The sequence below is a fragment of the Salinivirga sp. genome (assembly GCF_035268865.1).
GTDB lineage: Bacteria > Bacteroidota > Bacteroidia > Bacteroidales > Salinivirgaceae > Salinivirga.
On record NZ_DATFKB010000145.1, the window covers coordinates 1 to 16420 of the forward strand.

At 38.3% G+C, this 16420-nt stretch carries 13 protein-coding genes; 2 read left to right on the forward strand and 11 right to left on the reverse strand.

Annotated features, from left to right (window positions below):
* Positions 1–417 precede the first annotated feature (417 nt).
* The 8 genes from folD to tilS all read right to left on the reverse strand — a co-directional run bounded on the left by folD (position 418) and on the right by tilS (position 11057).
* Positions 418–1296, reverse strand: coding sequence for a bifunctional methylenetetrahydrofolate dehydrogenase/methenyltetrahydrofolate cyclohydrolase FolD (folD, locus tag VJ937_RS08775; RefSeq protein WP_324066521.1), 879 nt, complete (start codon positions 1294–1296; stop codon positions 418–420).
* Between the two features lie 30 nt (positions 1297–1326).
* Positions 1327–2652, reverse strand: a complete 1326-nt coding sequence (gene ffh, locus VJ937_RS08780) for a signal recognition particle protein (RefSeq protein ID WP_324066522.1) — start codon at positions 2650–2652, stop codon at positions 1327–1329.
* 141 nt (positions 2653–2793) lie between these two features.
* Entirely contained in the window at positions 2794–5292 is a 2499-nt protein-coding gene (locus VJ937_RS08785; RefSeq protein WP_324066523.1) for a tetratricopeptide repeat protein, read from the reverse strand.
* 129 nt (positions 5293–5421) lie between these two features.
* Entirely contained in the window at positions 5422–6708 is a 1287-nt protein-coding gene (locus VJ937_RS08790; RefSeq protein ID WP_324066524.1) for a hypothetical protein, read from the reverse strand.
* A gap of 7 nt (positions 6709–6715) precedes the next feature.
* Positions 6716–7984, reverse strand: a complete 1269-nt coding sequence (locus tag VJ937_RS08795) for a M56 family metallopeptidase (protein WP_324066525.1) — start codon at positions 7982–7984, stop codon at positions 6716–6718.
* 14 nt (positions 7985–7998) lie between these two features.
* Positions 7999–8382, reverse strand: coding sequence for a BlaI/MecI/CopY family transcriptional regulator (locus tag VJ937_RS08800; RefSeq protein ID WP_057952333.1), 384 nt, complete (start codon positions 8380–8382; stop codon positions 7999–8001).
* Between the two features lie 447 nt (positions 8383–8829).
* Positions 8830–9705: a hypothetical protein gene (locus VJ937_RS08805; protein WP_324066526.1), complete on the reverse strand. Its 876-nt coding sequence runs from the start codon at positions 9703–9705 to the stop codon at positions 8830–8832.
* Between the two features lie 11 nt (positions 9706–9716).
* The gene (gene tilS, locus VJ937_RS08810; RefSeq protein ID WP_324066527.1) at positions 9717–11057 is read right to left on the reverse strand and encodes a tRNA lysidine(34) synthetase TilS; all 1341 of its coding nucleotides are present in this window, start codon (positions 11055–11057) and stop codon (positions 9717–9719) included.
* A gap of 171 nt (positions 11058–11228) precedes the next feature.
* Here tilS and VJ937_RS08815 point away from each other — a divergent pair, with 171 nt between their 5' ends.
* Entirely contained in the window at positions 11229–11624 is a 396-nt protein-coding gene (locus VJ937_RS08815) for a hypothetical protein (protein WP_324066528.1), read from the forward strand.
* Positions 11625–11639: 15 nt separating this feature from the next.
* Here the strand turns inward: VJ937_RS08815 and VJ937_RS08820 are convergent, their stop codons facing one another.
* Positions 11640–12761, reverse strand: a complete 1122-nt coding sequence (locus VJ937_RS08820) for an amidohydrolase (RefSeq protein WP_324066529.1) — start codon at positions 12759–12761, stop codon at positions 11640–11642.
* Positions 12762–12932: 171 nt separating this feature from the next.
* Here VJ937_RS08820 and VJ937_RS08825 point away from each other — a divergent pair, with 171 nt between their 5' ends.
* Positions 12933–13670 carry a hypothetical protein gene (locus VJ937_RS08825; protein ID WP_324066530.1) on the forward strand — a complete coding sequence of 246 codons (738 nt, stop codon included), beginning with the start codon at positions 12933–12935 and terminating at the stop codon, positions 13668–13670.
* Here the strand turns inward: VJ937_RS08825 and VJ937_RS08830 are convergent, their stop codons facing one another.
* Both VJ937_RS08830 and VJ937_RS08835 read right to left on the reverse strand, forming a co-directional pair.
* On the reverse strand, positions 13671–14870 hold the full coding sequence (locus tag VJ937_RS08830; RefSeq protein ID WP_324066531.1) for a tetratricopeptide repeat protein: 1200 nt from the start codon (positions 14868–14870) through the stop codon (positions 13671–13673).
* Positions 14871–14919: 49 nt separating this feature from the next.
* Positions 14920–16420: tetratricopeptide repeat-containing sensor histidine kinase (locus VJ937_RS08835; RefSeq protein ID WP_324066532.1), on the reverse strand; the 1501-nt coding region annotated here is incomplete at its 5' end.

The window sequence follows — 16420 nt, forward strand, 5'->3', positions numbered from 1 at the left end:
ATCAAATAGCCGGATTAAGTCAATCATACATCGCCGCTGACGATATCGAGTACGGTTTTCGTAATAAAATTCCGCTGTGGATGTTTGGCTTTCTGTATTAATGTACTGCAAAAATTCTTTATGCGGTCATAGAGCCTCGAAGCGGATTAAGGTGAATCGTTCCAATCAGTTTAGAGAGACCATGCTACAAGCCCTTCAGGCTTAACTTACCAGCACTGAATATGCAGCGGGCGGTGCCCACTGTTGTTGCTGTTAACCCTTCGGGCTATTTTTTTAAAGTGCCAACGGCGCATTAGCACTCAAGGCAGGGCGTAGCCATGTTTAATGCTACGCAAGGAGCTTTACCCTGAAGGTGTAAAAGTAACAAAGGCCAAACATATACTGTCTGGCCTGTTAATTATTTCGAAAACGTATGATCTATACTTCTTTCATCTCCACTGCTTTCAGGGTATTTTTAAGCAGGGAGGCGATGGTCATGGGGCCTACGCCGCCGGGAACTGGTGTAATGTAACTGGCCTTTTCTGCTACCTCATCAAAAGCTACATCGCCTTTCAGTTTCCAGCCACTTTTGGTTTTATCTGATTTTACGCGGGTGGTACCTACATCGATAACCACCACACCTTCTTTTACCATATCGGCTTTTAAAAACTCAGGTGCGCCCAGCGCGGCAATTATGATATCGGCCTGGCGGGTAATTTCTTCGAGATTTTTTGTACGGCTATGGCACATGGTTACTGTAGCATTGCCGGGTTTGGCTTTGCGCGACATGAGTAATGTCATGGGTGTACCCACAATATGGCTGCGGCCCAACACTACACAGTGCTTTCCCTCGGTGTCAATTTCGTAGCGCTCCAGCAATTCCATTATTCCGGCCGGGGTGGCTGGCAAGAATGTGGGCATTCCGGCTACCAACTTACCCATTGAAATGGGATGAAAACCGTCCACATCTTTCGATGGATCAATACTTTCTATAACTTTTTCTTCTGAAATATGTATTGGTAAAGGCAACTGAACGAGCAGACCGTCAATATCGTTGTCGGCATTTATTTCTTTAATTTTAGCAAGCAGCTCATCCTCTGTAACTGTATCAGGGTAATCAATTTTGGTGGATTTAAAACCTACCTGTTCGCAGGCTTTAACCTTCATGCGTACGTAGGTCTGACTACCTCCATCTTCTCCCACAAGGATTACGGCCAGGTGCGGCGCTTTTAATCCTTTTTGTTTTCGTTGGCTGGTGGCTTCGGCTATTTCATCTTTAAGTTGCTGCGATATTTTTTTCCCGTCAATCAGTTGCATAAAAAGTTTGTTTTTGGATATGATCAATAATTATTGCTGCGGCATATTGCCCATCATATTTTTCATTTTACCCGACGACATTGCTTTCATCATTTTACGGGTTTCAGCAAATTGTTTTATCAAACGATTTACTTCCTGCACGTCTGTACCACTTCCATCGGCAATACGCTTTCTGCGCGATCCGTTAATAATATTGGGCTGCTGTCGCTCAGAAGGTGTCATGGCACGTATAATGGCTTCAATACCTTTAAATGCATCGTCATCAATATCCATTTTCTTCAGGGCTTTACCCACTCCGGGAATCATTGATGCCAGGTCTTTGATGTTACCCATCTTTTTGATCTGCTGAATTTGCCCCAGAAAATCGTCAAAGTCGAACTGGTTTTTTGCCAGCTTTTTATTCAGTTTTCGAGCCTGCTCTTCGTCAAATTGCTCCTGTGCACGTTCTACCAACGAGACCACATCGCCCATACCTAAAATACGGTCGGACATACGATCGGGGTGGAATACATCCAGCGCATCAAGTTTTTCGCCTGTACCTACAAATTTTATTGGTTTATCAACTACTTTTCGAATAGAGAGAGCAGCACCACCCCGGGTATCACCGTCAAGTTTTGTTAGCACCACACCATTAAAGTCGAGGCGGTCGTTAAATTCTTTGGCCGTATTCACAGCATCCTGACCAGTCATAGAATCGACCACAAAGAGAATTTCGTGTGGGTTTATTGCGTCTTTAATAGCTGAAATCTCTTTCATCATCTCCTCATCAACCGCCAGTCGACCTGCAGTATCGACAATTACCACATCATGGCCTTTTGTTTTAGCCTCTTTGATGGCAGCTTTGGCAATCTTCACGGGATTCTTGTTCCCCTCCTCAGTATATACAGGTGCTCCGACTTGCTCACCCACAACCTTAAGCTGATCGATGGCAGCAGGACGGTAAACGTCGCCGGCCACAAGCAAAGGATTTTTAGACTTTTTATTTTTGAGGAAACCGGCTAGCTTTCCTGAGAATGTTGTTTTACCGGAACCTTGCAACCCGGCCATTAAAATTACAGCAGGCTGCCCTTTGAGGTCAATCTCTTCAGCTGTACCACCCATAAGTTGTGCCAACTCATCGCGTACAATTTTCACCATCAACTGCCCGGGTTTAACAGCATTAAGCACATTGGCACCCAGTGCTTTTTCCTTTACATCTTTGGTAAACTCCTTGGCAATTTTAAAGTTCACGTCGGCATCGAGTAAAGCACGGCGTACATCCTTTAAAGTTTCGGCAATATTAACTTCAGTTATTCTACCCTGTCCTTTAAGTAGCTTAAAGGAACTCTCCAGTCTTTCCGAAAGATTGTCAAACATAGTTAATTCAGTTTGTATTTTGAGGGGCAAAAATACAATAAAAAAGCCAAATTAAGAAACCAAAATCCATTGTTTGGAAAGGTTAATATTTATGCTCTAAAAACAAGCTTTTTTAAAGTTCAAAGAATTAATGTGAATAGCCTACCATTTAAAGCCTGCAACCAGGATATCATCAATCTGATTGGCTTTTTCGCCCATCCACTGCCTCATTTCTTTTTCCAATGCTGTTTTTTGATATGAAAATGGTTTTGTATGAATTGAGATTAATAATTCTAAAAATCTTTTCTTTCCATATTTTTTACCTTCTGCCCCTTTAAATTGATCTCTGTAGCCATCGGTAAACAGGTAAATGGAATCATCTTTTTTTAATTGAAAAGACTGGCTATGGAAGGGTTGTTCTTTTTGATACACCGAAATCGGCTGTTTATCAGGCTCGAACTCTATTACCTCGCCATTTCTAATAATAATCATTGGATTGTTGGCTCCGGCAAAATTAAGTGAATTACGCTGTACATCAATATCGATAAAAGCCAAATCCATTCCATCTCTGGCCTCGCGCACATCGCCGGTTTGGTGCAGTGAACGTTTAACTCTGTTGCGCATTTTTTCGAGCACCTGTTCCGGCATTTTCACTTCTGGTTGTCTCGTAATATCATTCAGATAAGATATTCCAAGCATACTCATCATAGCTCCGGGGACACCATGTCCGGTGCAATCAGCCACTGCAATTAACAAATGATTGTGCACTTTTTCAACCCAATAGAAATCGCCACTAACAATTTTCAGTGGTTGATAATAGATAAAAAAATCTTCAAAATATTGTTTTAAATCTGCATGAATTGGAAATAAAGCATTTTGAATTTTTTCGGCATAACGAATGCTGTCGGTAATTTGGTTATGGCTGGATTCAATTTGGTCTTTTTGACGCGAAATTTCGCCCATTAACTGTTGTAACTCTTCGTTTTTCTCCTCAATTTCGGCCTTCTGATAAGCCAATAGACTGTTGGCTTTTTGTTTTTGCCGGCTATATCTCACCACCAAAACCACAATAAACACAACTAAAACAAATGCAACGATAAAAGCATTTCTTATACCCTTTTGCCGGGCAATCTCTTTTTGTCGCTGGGCTTCGCGTATAGCTTCCTGGGCTTCAATCTCCTGCAACTCTTTTTCGTGCTGATATTGCATTTCGAGCTGGGTAATTTCTTTCGTATTATCGGCATTCAACAAGCTGTCATTCATTTCTGTATAAACTTTCAGGTATTTATAAGCTTCCTGAATTTTTACAAGTTTAGCATTTGCCCGGTGCAGTATGCCCGCTGCTTCTCGAATGGTCTCAACCTTACCTAATTCACGGGCAATCTGAAATGCTTTTTCAGCATGTTTTGATGACAGTTCATATTTTCCTCTTTTTAAATAAAACTCAGCCAGGCCAATATGCGAATCGGCTCTCTCCTCGCGGGCATTAAGTTTTTCTGTTAGTTCCAGCGCCTGTTTATAGTAGTGCTTTGCGCTATCGTTAATATTTCGTTTATCAAAAATTGCAGCCTTCCCTAAAAGATTGTGTGTTAAATAATACGGGGCTTTAATTCTTTTTATGATTTTAGAAGCCTCATTATAGTATTCCAGGGCTTTTCCAAGGCTATCTTGTTTAAGATATAACTCGCCTATATTGTTCATGGTGTTTACAATATTAGGCTTATCATTTACTTTTTGGCTGATCGAAAGGCTTTTTTGTAAATATTTAATGGTTTGCGGATAATCTTTCAGGGTATAATAAACTATAGCAATATTGTTATAGGTAACCGACATGGCTCTTTCATGCTCGAGCTTTTCGGCCGTCTTTAGTGTGAGCAAATAATAATCCAATGCTTTGGGATAATTACCCCTATCGCCGTATATATTGGCAATATTATTATAAGCCGATAGCTTATCAAAATTCTCCTCGTCATCGGTAAGTTCCACAATTTGCCGGAAATAATAAAGCGCTGAATCAATGTCCCCTTTTCGCTTAAGACTGGCAGCCATCAGGTTGATAAAACCCATGCGATGATCTGTTTCCCCGGTTTGCTTACTTAGTTTAATTCCTTTTTGTACAAATTCAATGGTTGTTTCGAAATTCCCGAGGTTATAATGCACAACTGCAATTTGCTGCAGGAGATAGAAGCGATCATCCGAATATTTTTCATCAATAAGGTTAAGCGCTTTTTCGTAATAATGCAAAGTACTGTCGAACTGCTCATTTTGGCGAAAAAACAATCCTATTTGATTGTATGCATTGTATAAAGCAGAATTATTATTGATGTTTTTCGCTATTCCAACGGCTTTATTGAAATAAAAAATCGCCGAATCGTTTGCTGATTGCTGAGCGCTAATACTACCCTTTAAAAGCCATCCATTGAAAAAGCCTAAACCATAAGACAATTTTTCGGACAATTTCATTGATTTACTGGTCCACTCAATGGCTTTCTCCAGATCTTCAGCCAAAAATTCCTCGGCCAAATCCTGCATTAAGTCCACTTTAGCGGTGTCATTGGCCTGATAGTTTTCAACTGTATTTTTAAGTGAATCGATGGTCTCTGTTTGGGCACATAAACCACCTGCAAGCGTAATAAAAAAGAGTGCGTAAACGAATTTCATAAACCACATTTCTATGAGCTGAACAACAATTCCTCCTTAAAGGTACAAAAATGTAGTAAAAAAATCGATTTACGGAAGGCCTAAAGGCCAAAACAAAGTCCACCTAAGGCATTAATGCATAAAAACAAATCAATCAACTTTAAAATGGAGTTCTTCTTTAATACGTATTATACGGTTCTTTGAAAACTTAAAATTCGGTGAGGCTGTATCAGAATGGTTTTCAGCAAATCGCTTGTAGTATTTTAGTGCTTTTTTCAAATCTTTGGTGTAAATATCATAAAGCATTGCCAGCCTCAGATTGTTTTTATTGGAGTAGTGAATTTTTCGCGCTTTGTAAAGGGCCTTCTCCGACATTTGAAAATAATCTTCGGCAAGTTCATCTTTTCCTCTTCTATCATATTTATCGCCAATTGATTTAGTGGTCTCACTTATTTCACTGAGAATACCTGCTACGAATGGCGGGTCAAAAAACTTTTGATAGGTATTTACCAATAGCCTATGCGAAGTAGTATCTGCATATACACGGGCATGCGAAATGCTCATCATATAATACAGTGAATTGTTTTGCTCTAAATCTTTCAAAGAACCAAGCAGTTCATATGCGCTTGAATAGTCGCCTGAATTGAAAGCTGACATACCCATAAAGCGACGATTGAAGGCAGTAGAATCTCCCAACTCCATTGATTTTCGAAACATGATTACAGCTTCTGCATACTCTTTTTTCCTGAATAATAAATACCCATGCATTTTAGGTAAGTAGGGATTAAGGCTATCGATAACAGCAAGTTCTGACATTAAATCCTGCACAGTATCGTTCCATTGGTGACCAGCAGCATTGAATGTTAATTGTCTGGCATATTGTTCAGTGTAGTGCTTTGTGGTAAGATCGCACCAAATCTTCAGGGCGGCAATCGTATCATTAAGAGCCAGGAGATTATGTGCTTTTAAATCTGAAATCATTGGATTGGGGCTATACATCATTAAAGAAGTGTCGCACCATTGGATAGATTGCTCATATTGCTTTAGTTTATATTTTATCCTGGCCAAATCGCGGTAATTTCTGATCTGCCCGGGTTTTAAATCATTCATTCTATCTGCGTATAGAAGCGCAGCCTTGTATTTGTCTTTTTTTAGTAACAACCTTTTACAACCAGACAGCGCTTTATAATTGTTGGAATCTAAAGCAACCACCTTTTGCCAGGTATCAAGAGCAATATTTTCGAGGTACTGTTTTTCGGCTGCTGTAGCCAAATAAGTTAAAGCTATAACATCATTAGAATCCTGAGCAACCTTTTTTAGTGTGGTGTCAAGTAATTCAGTGTAATTAAATTCAGCCAACAGGCTATCGTAAAGTTTTTCATTTTGCGAAAATGATGAAACTGAAATAAAGAGTAAAATGATGATGAACGCACGCATATTGATATTAATTCAATTTAAAAGCAATGGGAATATTAAATTTTACACTTACGGTTTCTCCTTCATTTTTGCCGGGAGTCCATTTATTTAGCTTTTGGACTGCATTTACAGATGTTTCAATAAGTGCCTCTTCTACATCTTTCTCAAATTGGGCAGAATTACCTTCCAAATCTGTAATTTTGGCAACTTCAACATTTCTGACATCTCCATCTTTCCCAACAACGAAACTAACGAAAACCTTACCCTGGGCTCCAGCTTGTTTAACGATATCAGGAAACTGGATTTCATTTTGAACATCCTGAAATAACGCTGACATACCACCGGCATATTGGGGCTGTTGGTCAACATGCATATAAACACTATCAGACTTTACCTCATCTTTGCTTTGCTTTATAATAACCTCTTTTTCCTGGTCTTCGGAGCAAGCAAAAACAAAGACCATTAAAGTTACTACCGGCAGTATTACCAATAATTTGAGCGCATTTGAGCGCGGCGACTTAATACGTGACATCATTTTAAACCTCCTTTTTGTAAATGATAAATTAAAAAAACTATAAACTCCTGGTGCAACACCAGTGGCCTCATCGAACAGCGATTTTTTATAACGGGCCGGATCCTCGCCCTGCTTTAAAACTGCCTCATCGGCCAAATATTCATGAATTTCGCGAAATGACTCTTTATACAACCATACAAATGGATTAAACCACTGAATGGCACCAACTATTCCAGAAAATAAAAGATCCAGGGAATGTTTTTGTTTCACATGTTCTTGTTCATGTTTAATTATATGTGAGTTATCCCAGCCATGATAAATTTCGGGGGTTAAAAAAATATAATTCAGAAACGAGAACGGCCGTACAAACTTATGATTAAGTACAAACAAATATTTATGCTGCCGAAGGGTTTGGCTATTCTTTACTAAAGCAATAATTTTAAAAATACCCCAGCCAAATATTCCCAATGTAATTATGGACCCGGTAATCAGAATGACCGGTATCCATTGAAATCGCTCAACCACCCCAAGCGCACCAACCTCTGCATTTTGTGCCGTTATTACAATGGTATTCAACAGATAGACGTTTGTCACATCAGCAGTTTTAATATCGATAAACCAGTCTAATACAGGAATGATAAGACTTAACACCAGCGTCAACTGCAAATAAAGCCTGTTCAGTTTAAAAAAGGTTTCAGACCTCAGGAACAGCCAGTAAACAGACCAGAAAAACATCAGTATTACTGCTGATTCAAATAAATATATAATCCAGTTTTGGGTCATAACTAAAGTTTTGGTTACTTCTTTTCGGCTTTCTGCCGGGCAATTTCATCTTCGAGCATACTTTTAAGCTCTTCCATTTCTGAAAGGCTGAGCGATTTGTCTTTAGCAAAGAAAGAGACCAGGTTTTTCATTGAATTGCTGAAATAATTATTTAAAAACCCTTTGAAAAAACCCTTTGTATACTCTTTCTTGCTCACAACTGGGTAATAGCGGTGCGATTTACCGAAGGCTTCATGTTTTACGAAACCCTTCCGTTCAAGGATTCTCACAATGGTTGAAATTGTATTATAAGCTGGTTTGGGCCCGGGCAGCTCAGCAATAATATCACGGACGAAGGCTTTCTCAAGCTTCCATAATTGTTGCATAACCTGTTGTTCTGCTTTAGTGAGTTCATTCATAGTTAAAAATTGCGTACGTTCATCATATTACTAACGCAAACATAAAACTAAATATTTAGTTTTACAACTAATTTTTTAGTTAATAGTAAAATAAAATTCTAAAGGACTCTACTACAAACACTTAAACAAACAAGGGGTAAAATGTTTGATTAGCAAAATGAAGGGTTGTAAAAAATAATGATATTATAGAACATAAAAAAGTTATAAGCTTGTTATCATTATGGAATCAATTTTGCATCATACATTTCGGCAGACCAATTGAAACAGCAAGGGCTCTGCACACAGTCATCCAAATTGAAACAGAAAACACTGAAAATAAACCAATTATCAGATAAACAAAAGAGCTTAGCCTATTGTTGAATAGGCTACAAAACACACCTTACTGTTTTCCCATAACACTTAACTTTGGATGCCGGTCATGGTAAGGGGCCGGCATTTTTATTTGAACTATTTTACAATTTCATAGGCTACCACCCTGTTATCGAAAAAAGTTGGCACCAACATCATTTTCATTGAAGGGATGTACTCAATATCGGCTGCGTTGATTTTTTGATCAGCTGTATTTAATATCAGATGTTTTGGATGTGCAGGTGACACTACGTGTACATGTCCGGTCCAATCACTTTTAAGGAAAAAGCCATTTTCAATTCTCTCCAATCCATCGACACCACCTGAGTTTTCAATATACTTTTCAACTTCAGCACGCTCATAATCGACCCTATAGATATGTTTGGCGGCTCCCACGTACAAATAATCAGGGCCTGTCCATAAGCCATTAGGCTTCTGAAAAGTTTTTTCTGCTTTCCACCTGGTTATTTCGCCATTTGAGATACGATAAATTGCCCCATTCTGCATACCAGAAATAAAAACATCGCCATTTGCAGTTATAGCAATATCATTTGCAAATTTTGCACCTTCGCACTTCCACCGGCCTGCTTCTTCGGCAGAGTTAAGGTCAATGGCTACAACCTCATCGATATTGGTTACATAAAGTTTATTGTCATATATGCCCATCCCCTTGGGGGCATCGAGGCCAGTATACCACTCTTTATTTATCATTTCTCCGGTTAAACTCAACTTAGAAATAAAACCTTTTCCATCTTTTTCAGTAGGCTTACCAGAAATATTGGCAACATAAAGCACCTGTTGCCCGGGACCATAACAAACAGATTCGGGCACATCAAATATGGCATCAGTAGCCCATTTTTCATTGACCATAAAAGATTTCGTGCCATTATCCTGCCCCATGGTCATCACACTTATGGATAATAAAATTGCTGTATTGATAAACAGCCCGACTGCAGTTTTAATTTTTTTCTTCATAGTTCACGCTTTTAAGTTAATGATACCTCAACTTGCACAACCGTGGCTTTTAAATCACGGACAGCACAATCCTGCGATGGCCTTATAAAAGGCAACCAGATTATGCCTTTCTGATCAGCCATGACAGGAAAACCCGCTCTTTGAGCGCTAGGAATTTTTGCATCAGTCAGCATTTTTTTAATCTTTTTTGTTTGTTGCATTCCCAATGGTTTCATCCTGTCTCCGGGTTGCCATGCTCGTATAACAATTGGCCAATGAATTTGATCTGCAGCAAACCAAACTTTTTCATTATCAACCGGCATATTTTTAATATCGGAAGGCGATATGGCGGTAATTTTAAATCTATACTTATCAAAAGTAAACTCTGTGTTTGGTTCACTCACAAAAACAGGTGCAGCTTCGTAATGCTTAAACTTCTGAAACACCAGGGCGTTTCTGTCACGTATTATGCTAAAATTCTCAATTTGAGACTTTGCGCCAACTTGTGCATCCATTATATCGGTAATAGCCTGCATTGGCGATTTTATACCATTTTTTTCAAGATAAAAATGAATAAAATCAACCAGTACATGTTTGGTTTTATCTCCGGGTATCTTTATGAGAAATCCATCATCATTAACCTGAACAAGTGATTCCTCCATCTCCATAAAAAGCAAATTAAGATATCGGTCTATGGATTGAAACCTTTGAATATTACGTTCCATTGTACGTTGAAAAGATGGATTAAGCGCCTGGAATTTTGGTATTATTTCGTGACGAAAAAAATTTCTTTTAATTGCTACATCTTTGTTCGTATGGTCATCGCGAAATGGAATTTTACAGTCTTGCGCATAGGCCTGTATTTCTTCAGCGGAAGCAAATAAAAGCGGCCGAACAACCTGATTATTTATAGCTTTCATACCGACAAGCCCCCTGAATCCAGTGCCTCTTGCGATATTCATAAAAAAGGTCTCAATCTGATCATTAAAATGATGTCCCACGGCAATAGATGAAGCATGATATGAATTGAGCAGTTTCCTAAACCAATTGTAGCGTAATGTGCGGGCGGCCATTTCTATGGAGACTTTTTCTTTTTTTGCGTACTCCTCTGTAGCAAAGTGTTTCACAATGCATTCCACACTGTTTTGTTCACACCAATCCTCAACCAATTGTTGGTCTAAATCAGCATCGCCCTCTCGCAAATGAAAGTTACAGTGGGCTGCAATTATTTGATAGTTATGTTTGTGTAACAAATGCGCAAGTGTCATGCTATCTTTACCACCGCTTAACCCAACAATTACAGGACTTTCATAATCAACAAGTGCATTTTCTTTTATAAAAGCCAAAAACCGGTTTTCAAATTCTTTCGTCATCAGTCAGAAATATTATACACATGCAAGTTAATAAGGAAATTTATTTTGGGCTAATAAACTATTTCTTTTAGTTGTGACAGCTCCAGTAAACATACAAGAATAAAAATATTTGAAAATATGCCATTTTTTGCTTATATTGATTAGTATAAAACAACTAAAAACGGAGGAGTCATGAGTGAATACAAATGTCCACATTGCAATGCACATTTAAAAGTATGTGACAATATTATTCTTTCGGCTGAGCGTTCCAATGGCGAAGCTGGGCTCTTTTTGCTACATCCTGAACTGGGAAATTATAATGTAATTCACAATGAAGGATTTATTCCCGAAGAGGGCGAAACGTTAAAGTTCTATTGTCCTGTATGTCATAAATCACTGACATCGAACAAGGCAAATGAGCTTGCAAAAATACACATGGTAGACGATAGCGGCAGTGTTTATGAAATTCATTTCTCACAAATCAAGGGGGAAAAGAGCACTTACAAAATTGAAGGCGAGTCAGTTGAAATTTTCGGTGACCACTCTTCGAAATACCTGAACTATTTTAACTTAAGTCAAATGAAATAAATATCAGAAACGCTTTTAAATACTTAAGCGATAAATTTCTTTATACATTTTTATGACCGTTGGGAGCAGCTCGTCCGGATAATCATAATCCGGGTTATGCAGTGCAGGATGGTCTACACCGGAGCCGACACCAAAAAGTGCTCCCGGCGTTTTTAGTGTAAAATGTGCGAAATCTTCTGACCAACGAAAAGGTTCTTCGGGTTCGATAATCTCAAGCCCGAGGTTTTCGGCTGCTTTTCTTACTATTGCTACAGCATCATCGTCGTTTTCGGTTGCAGGAAAATACTCCTGATAACTCACTTCTGTTTTCAATCCATATTTCTCACCAAACTTGTTCACATACTGTTCTGTATATTTGCACAGGGCATCTAAATCGTCATTATCGAACGACCGCAGGGTTGCCCGCACTTCACCATACCCGGGCGTTGTACCAAAGGCTATTTCTCCGATAAGTGTGTGAATTACTGTAGTAAGGGTAAAATCGTTGTATGTATTGGAATTTGGAAGGTTTTCTATGGCCTTTATCAGATCTGCAACAGCAAGGGCCGGACTAATGCCCCTTTCGGGGTGTCCGGCATGAGATGTTTTACCCTTAAGTTTTACTGTAACGCCTACTGAAGCCGCTGAAAAAACATTGTTTCGCACAATAATGCTGTGAAGCGGAAAGCCCGGCAAATTATGATGCGCAAAGACCCTATTGGGATTAAAATCTTTCATGGCAGAGTCTTTGAGCCAAAGATCAGCCCCTTCGCCAGTTTCTTCTGCACCCTGGAAAATAAGATCAACAGGGGCATCTAAAATCTGCTTTAGTTCGTGAGCAAACCCCAACATTGAAGTAGCATGCCCATCATGGCCGCATTTATGCCCCACGCCGTCATTATTGCTCTTATAATCAAAGGTGTTAATTTCCTGAATTGGCAAAGCATCTATATCGGTTCGGAAAGCAATAACAGGTTTGTTTTTTTCTTTACGATATCTTACTAAAAATCCGTGTCCATTGTCTTGTGAAATCAAATCTGATGGATTGGTTTTTTCAATTTCCTTTTTCAAAAAACCTGATGTATTTTTTTCTTTATGGGATAATTCAGGATTCTGATGTAAATATTTCCTTATTGATACTAATTTATTTAATTCCATTTTCCAATTTTTTTATTCCACACAAACAATTTAAAACCTGCTTGAAAAGTCTCAACATACAACACAGCAATACTTTTCCTTTATGTGCTATTATCTCAAAGATAAAAAATGTATTTATGGAACAGTTGCAAATAGCAATAGTTTTATATCTTAGTATTAAAAACAACAATCATGCGCATTACGCTTTTAAGTATCCTGATAGCCCTAATAGCTTGTTCGTGTGCTATTCCTGAAGATATTGTCAGGATAGAATCAACAGAAAATAATATTGACTGGTTAATGGGCAAGCAAGTAGTTACAAAAAATAAAGACAGCCTGACCATCGCACTAAAATATGAACAAGACAAAGGGGCGTATATATTTTTTGACACTGAAATCCTCAACCATAGTTCAGAAAAAGTCACTGTTTCTTCAAAAAACTACAGTATTATAGAGATTAACGATACCAGCACATACCAACAATGGATTGGGGCAACCGATCCGGAAGAGATGCTATTGAAAAAAGACATTGACATATCGCGTAGCATTGCTGCTCAAAAAAATGCCGCCACCACGAGCTTAATTATTGGAACGGCCCTACTTGCTACAGACATTGCCATGACAGTATCGGACAAAGACACCCCGCAAAAAGTTGCTGCAAGAGCTGCAGCAGCAGATGCTTCATATATCACGACAAGTGCTGTACATCACGCTAATGTAAGAAAAGAGAACCTTGGATACAGGGAACGTGCATTTTGGGCAAAGGATGTTTTAAGAAAAACCACACTTTACCCGGGAGAGAGCATCAGAGGCTATGTTATTTTCCCGAAGAAAAACCTATTTAATTCATTTGAAGTGGAAATTCAGGTTGGAGAAAAAAGCTTTAATTTTGGCTATAACCAACACAGAATTCCGGCGAACAATTATTAATTAATCCTTTTTGGCTAATTCAGCAAGGGCCCTGTCTCTTTGCCTTATTACCGCAATAAGCCAAATCACAAGACCAATAATTATAATTGAGCCAAACACGGTTATAAAAATAACAATATTGCTCAGTTTAGCACCACTTGCAGCACTTCCATACTCTTTAATGGTTTGTACAGCTGTGGTATCTTTAACTGCTATATATTTTTGATAGAATGAAAGTGCCTTTTTGGTTTGATTATTTCTAAAATTAAGTTCATATAAATTTTTGTAAACCTGTGCCAGTAAATCTTCATTTTTAGTCTTTTTGGCCACATCTAAAGCTCTATTGAGGTACTGTTCGGCTTTATCATATTCTGATTGATAAACCAACACCGCGCCATAGTTGGCTGATATTTTACCCATTAGCAAAGTATCTCCGGTACTACATTGCTCCTCTGCCCTGGTCAGCATTTCTTCTGCTTTACGAAAAGCTTCAAGCTCTATCAAAGTTCTACTGTAGTCGTTATAAACCGTAGCCAAACCGGAGTAATCGAGATAGTTTTCGTATACTTTCAATGTTTGTGTAAAAAACTCGTCTGCTTTTTTATAATTACCCATTAAGTGGTATGTTTTGGCTATATGATGTAATGATTCTGCCTGTCCTCCTTTATTGTCCAGTTTCTCATAAAGCACGAAGGCTTCATCGAATTGGTTAATGGCATCGGAAAACCGCTGATATAAGCGATAAATGACTCCCATTTCGACATGCGTATTAGCTTCACGACCGGGGAGTTCAGTTTGTTCGAATACCTTTAACGCCAATTTATAATACTCAATTGCTTTGGCATACTTTTGCTGATTGAGGTACGACAAGCCAATCTTTTTCATCATGTTAGCTACTTTTTCTTTATTACCAATACGAAAAAGCACTTTTAATGACTGCTGAAAATATTTAATGGCTGTAGGGTAATTTTTTTTATTGTAATAAATTATGCCCAAATAATTCAGCGCATTTGCATTAGCTTTCATAAAGCCTCCATCTTCGGCAAGTTGTAATGCGTCTTTGATTAAGGCTTCGGCCCTGATGGGATCAGATTGAATAAGTGGCCGGGCTTGTCTCAAGAGGCTATCAACAGTTTCCTCTACAGAGATATCAGGATTCAATGCAATTGCATTAAATGTAGATGTAAGAAATAGCGTGAAAATTAGCAACCAGGTTCTCATCAGAATTATCTTTAAATGCTGAAAATAAGAAAAAAATATTAATTATGCGTTAATTAACCCTTTCTTTTGGAATGCTAAATGTAAATGTACTTCCACTTCCGGGTGTACTCTCAACATGAATGGCCCCATTCATTTTATTAATAAACTCTTTGCACAAAATAAGCCCCAGTCCCACTCCTTTTTCTTTATTTGTACCTTCGGTTGTATGATGCACATTTATATCGAATAATTTATCAACAATTTGTTTTGTCATACCAACTCCTGTGTCGGAAATTTTAACAATTGTATCCCTGCTACCATCTTTTGCTGAGAAAGAAATCTCACCTCCGAATGGGGTAAATTTTATTGCATTACCCAACAAATTCCTTAAAATAAAAGACAACATATGCCTGTCTGCATAAATATGCAAATCGGGGTTAAGTTCGATATGAACATTAATTTGTTTTTGATTAATATTATTCATTTGCAGCGCCAGCACTTCGTCCAGGACTTCTTTTAGCAATAATTTTTGGGGCTGAAATTCGATTTTACCTTGTTGGGTACGACTCCATTCTAGTAAGTTCTCCAATAACCGGAAAGTTGACCTTGATGCAGAGCTTATTTGACCAATAATTTCTCTTCGCCGACCGGGCTCCATCTCATCATCTTTATCATACAAAACTTCAGAAAGGGAAACAAGTGCGGTAAAGGGGCTTCTGAGGTCATGAGCTATAATGGAAAAGAACTTATCTTTTGTGGCATTCAGTTGCCTTAGTTCCTTTTGCGATTTTTGCAGTTTTTGATTCAGATCTGACAAATCATCATTAACTTTTTTCAGTTTTTTATTTGCCTTATTTTTAATCATGAACCGGTTCACGAGCAACACAACAATCAACAATAAACTAGCGGCTATGGCTATGATTAAATTCCTGAAATTTTGCTCATTTTCAACCTTCAGTTTATAATAACGTTCTTTCTCCTGCCGATTCTTTTTAAGTCGTGCAATTTCTTTTTGCTTTTGTTTATTCTCAAAAGCTATTTTTAACCTTGTGCGTTCAGCTTCATTTTGCATTTGCACGCGGGTAATTTTTTCAAGTGTTTGATGATTAAATACCGAATCTTTCCATGCTGCATATTTTTCGTGGTAGCGCAAGGCTGCATGCTCTCTTCTCATAGCCTTGCTAACCTTGTACAGTGTAAAATATACATCGCGCAAAAGCTGAAAGTTATTTAGTTTTTTAGCGACTTCTAATGATTTCATCAAAAAGGCCATAGCAGCGGCCTCTTTACTGAGCTTTAAATAAACGCTGCCTATATCCAGCGCAGAATGAGCAAACCCAAAATCATCTCCTATTTTACGGCGTTGTTTATAAGCATTTTTCAGCCACTCAAGGGCTTCATCATACGCTTCCTTTTCAATGAATAAATTCCCTATGTGGTTTTGTGTCGCTGCATAAAACTTTTTATCGCCATGATTCTTATAATGCTCAAGTGCTTTTTGATAGTATTCAAGTGATTTTTCATAATTGCCCATGTTTTTATAAATCATGGCCACATTATTGAGCAAACCG

Excerpts from the sequence above, each read along its gene's own strand:
- folD (WP_324066521.1), bottom strand. The coding sequence starts at position 1,296 with ATGCAACTGATTGACGGGAAAAAAATATCGCAGCAACTTAAAGATGAA.
- ffh (WP_324066522.1), bottom strand. The coding sequence starts at position 2,652 with ATGTTTGACAATCTTTCGGAAAGACTGGAGAGTTCCTTTAAGCTACTT.
- VJ937_RS08785 (WP_324066523.1), bottom strand. The coding sequence starts at position 5,292 with ATGAAATTCGTTTACGCACTCTTTTTTATTACGCTTGCAGGTGGTTTA.
- VJ937_RS08790 (WP_324066524.1), bottom strand. The coding sequence starts at position 6,708 with ATGCGTGCGTTCATCATCATTTTACTCTTTATTTCAGTTTCATCATTT.
- VJ937_RS08795 (WP_324066525.1), bottom strand. The coding sequence starts at position 7,984 with ATGACCCAAAACTGGATTATATATTTATTTGAATCAGCAGTAATACTG.
- VJ937_RS08800 (WP_057952333.1), bottom strand. The coding sequence starts at position 8,382 with ATGAATGAACTCACTAAAGCAGAACAACAGGTTATGCAACAATTATGG.
- VJ937_RS08805 (WP_324066526.1), bottom strand. The coding sequence starts at position 9,705 with ATGAAGAAAAAAATTAAAACTGCAGTCGGGCTGTTTATCAATACAGCA.
- tilS (WP_324066527.1), bottom strand. The coding sequence starts at position 11,057 with ATGACGAAAGAATTTGAAAACCGGTTTTTGGCTTTTATAAAAGAAAAT.
- VJ937_RS08815 (WP_324066528.1), top strand. The coding sequence starts at position 11,229 with ATGAGTGAATACAAATGTCCACATTGCAATGCACATTTAAAAGTATGT.
- VJ937_RS08820 (WP_324066529.1), bottom strand. The coding sequence starts at position 12,761 with ATGGAATTAAATAAATTAGTATCAATAAGGAAATATTTACATCAGAAT.
- VJ937_RS08825 (WP_324066530.1), top strand. The coding sequence starts at position 12,933 with ATGCGCATTACGCTTTTAAGTATCCTGATAGCCCTAATAGCTTGTTCG.
- VJ937_RS08830 (WP_324066531.1), bottom strand. The coding sequence starts at position 14,870 with ATGAGAACCTGGTTGCTAATTTTCACGCTATTTCTTACATCTACATTT.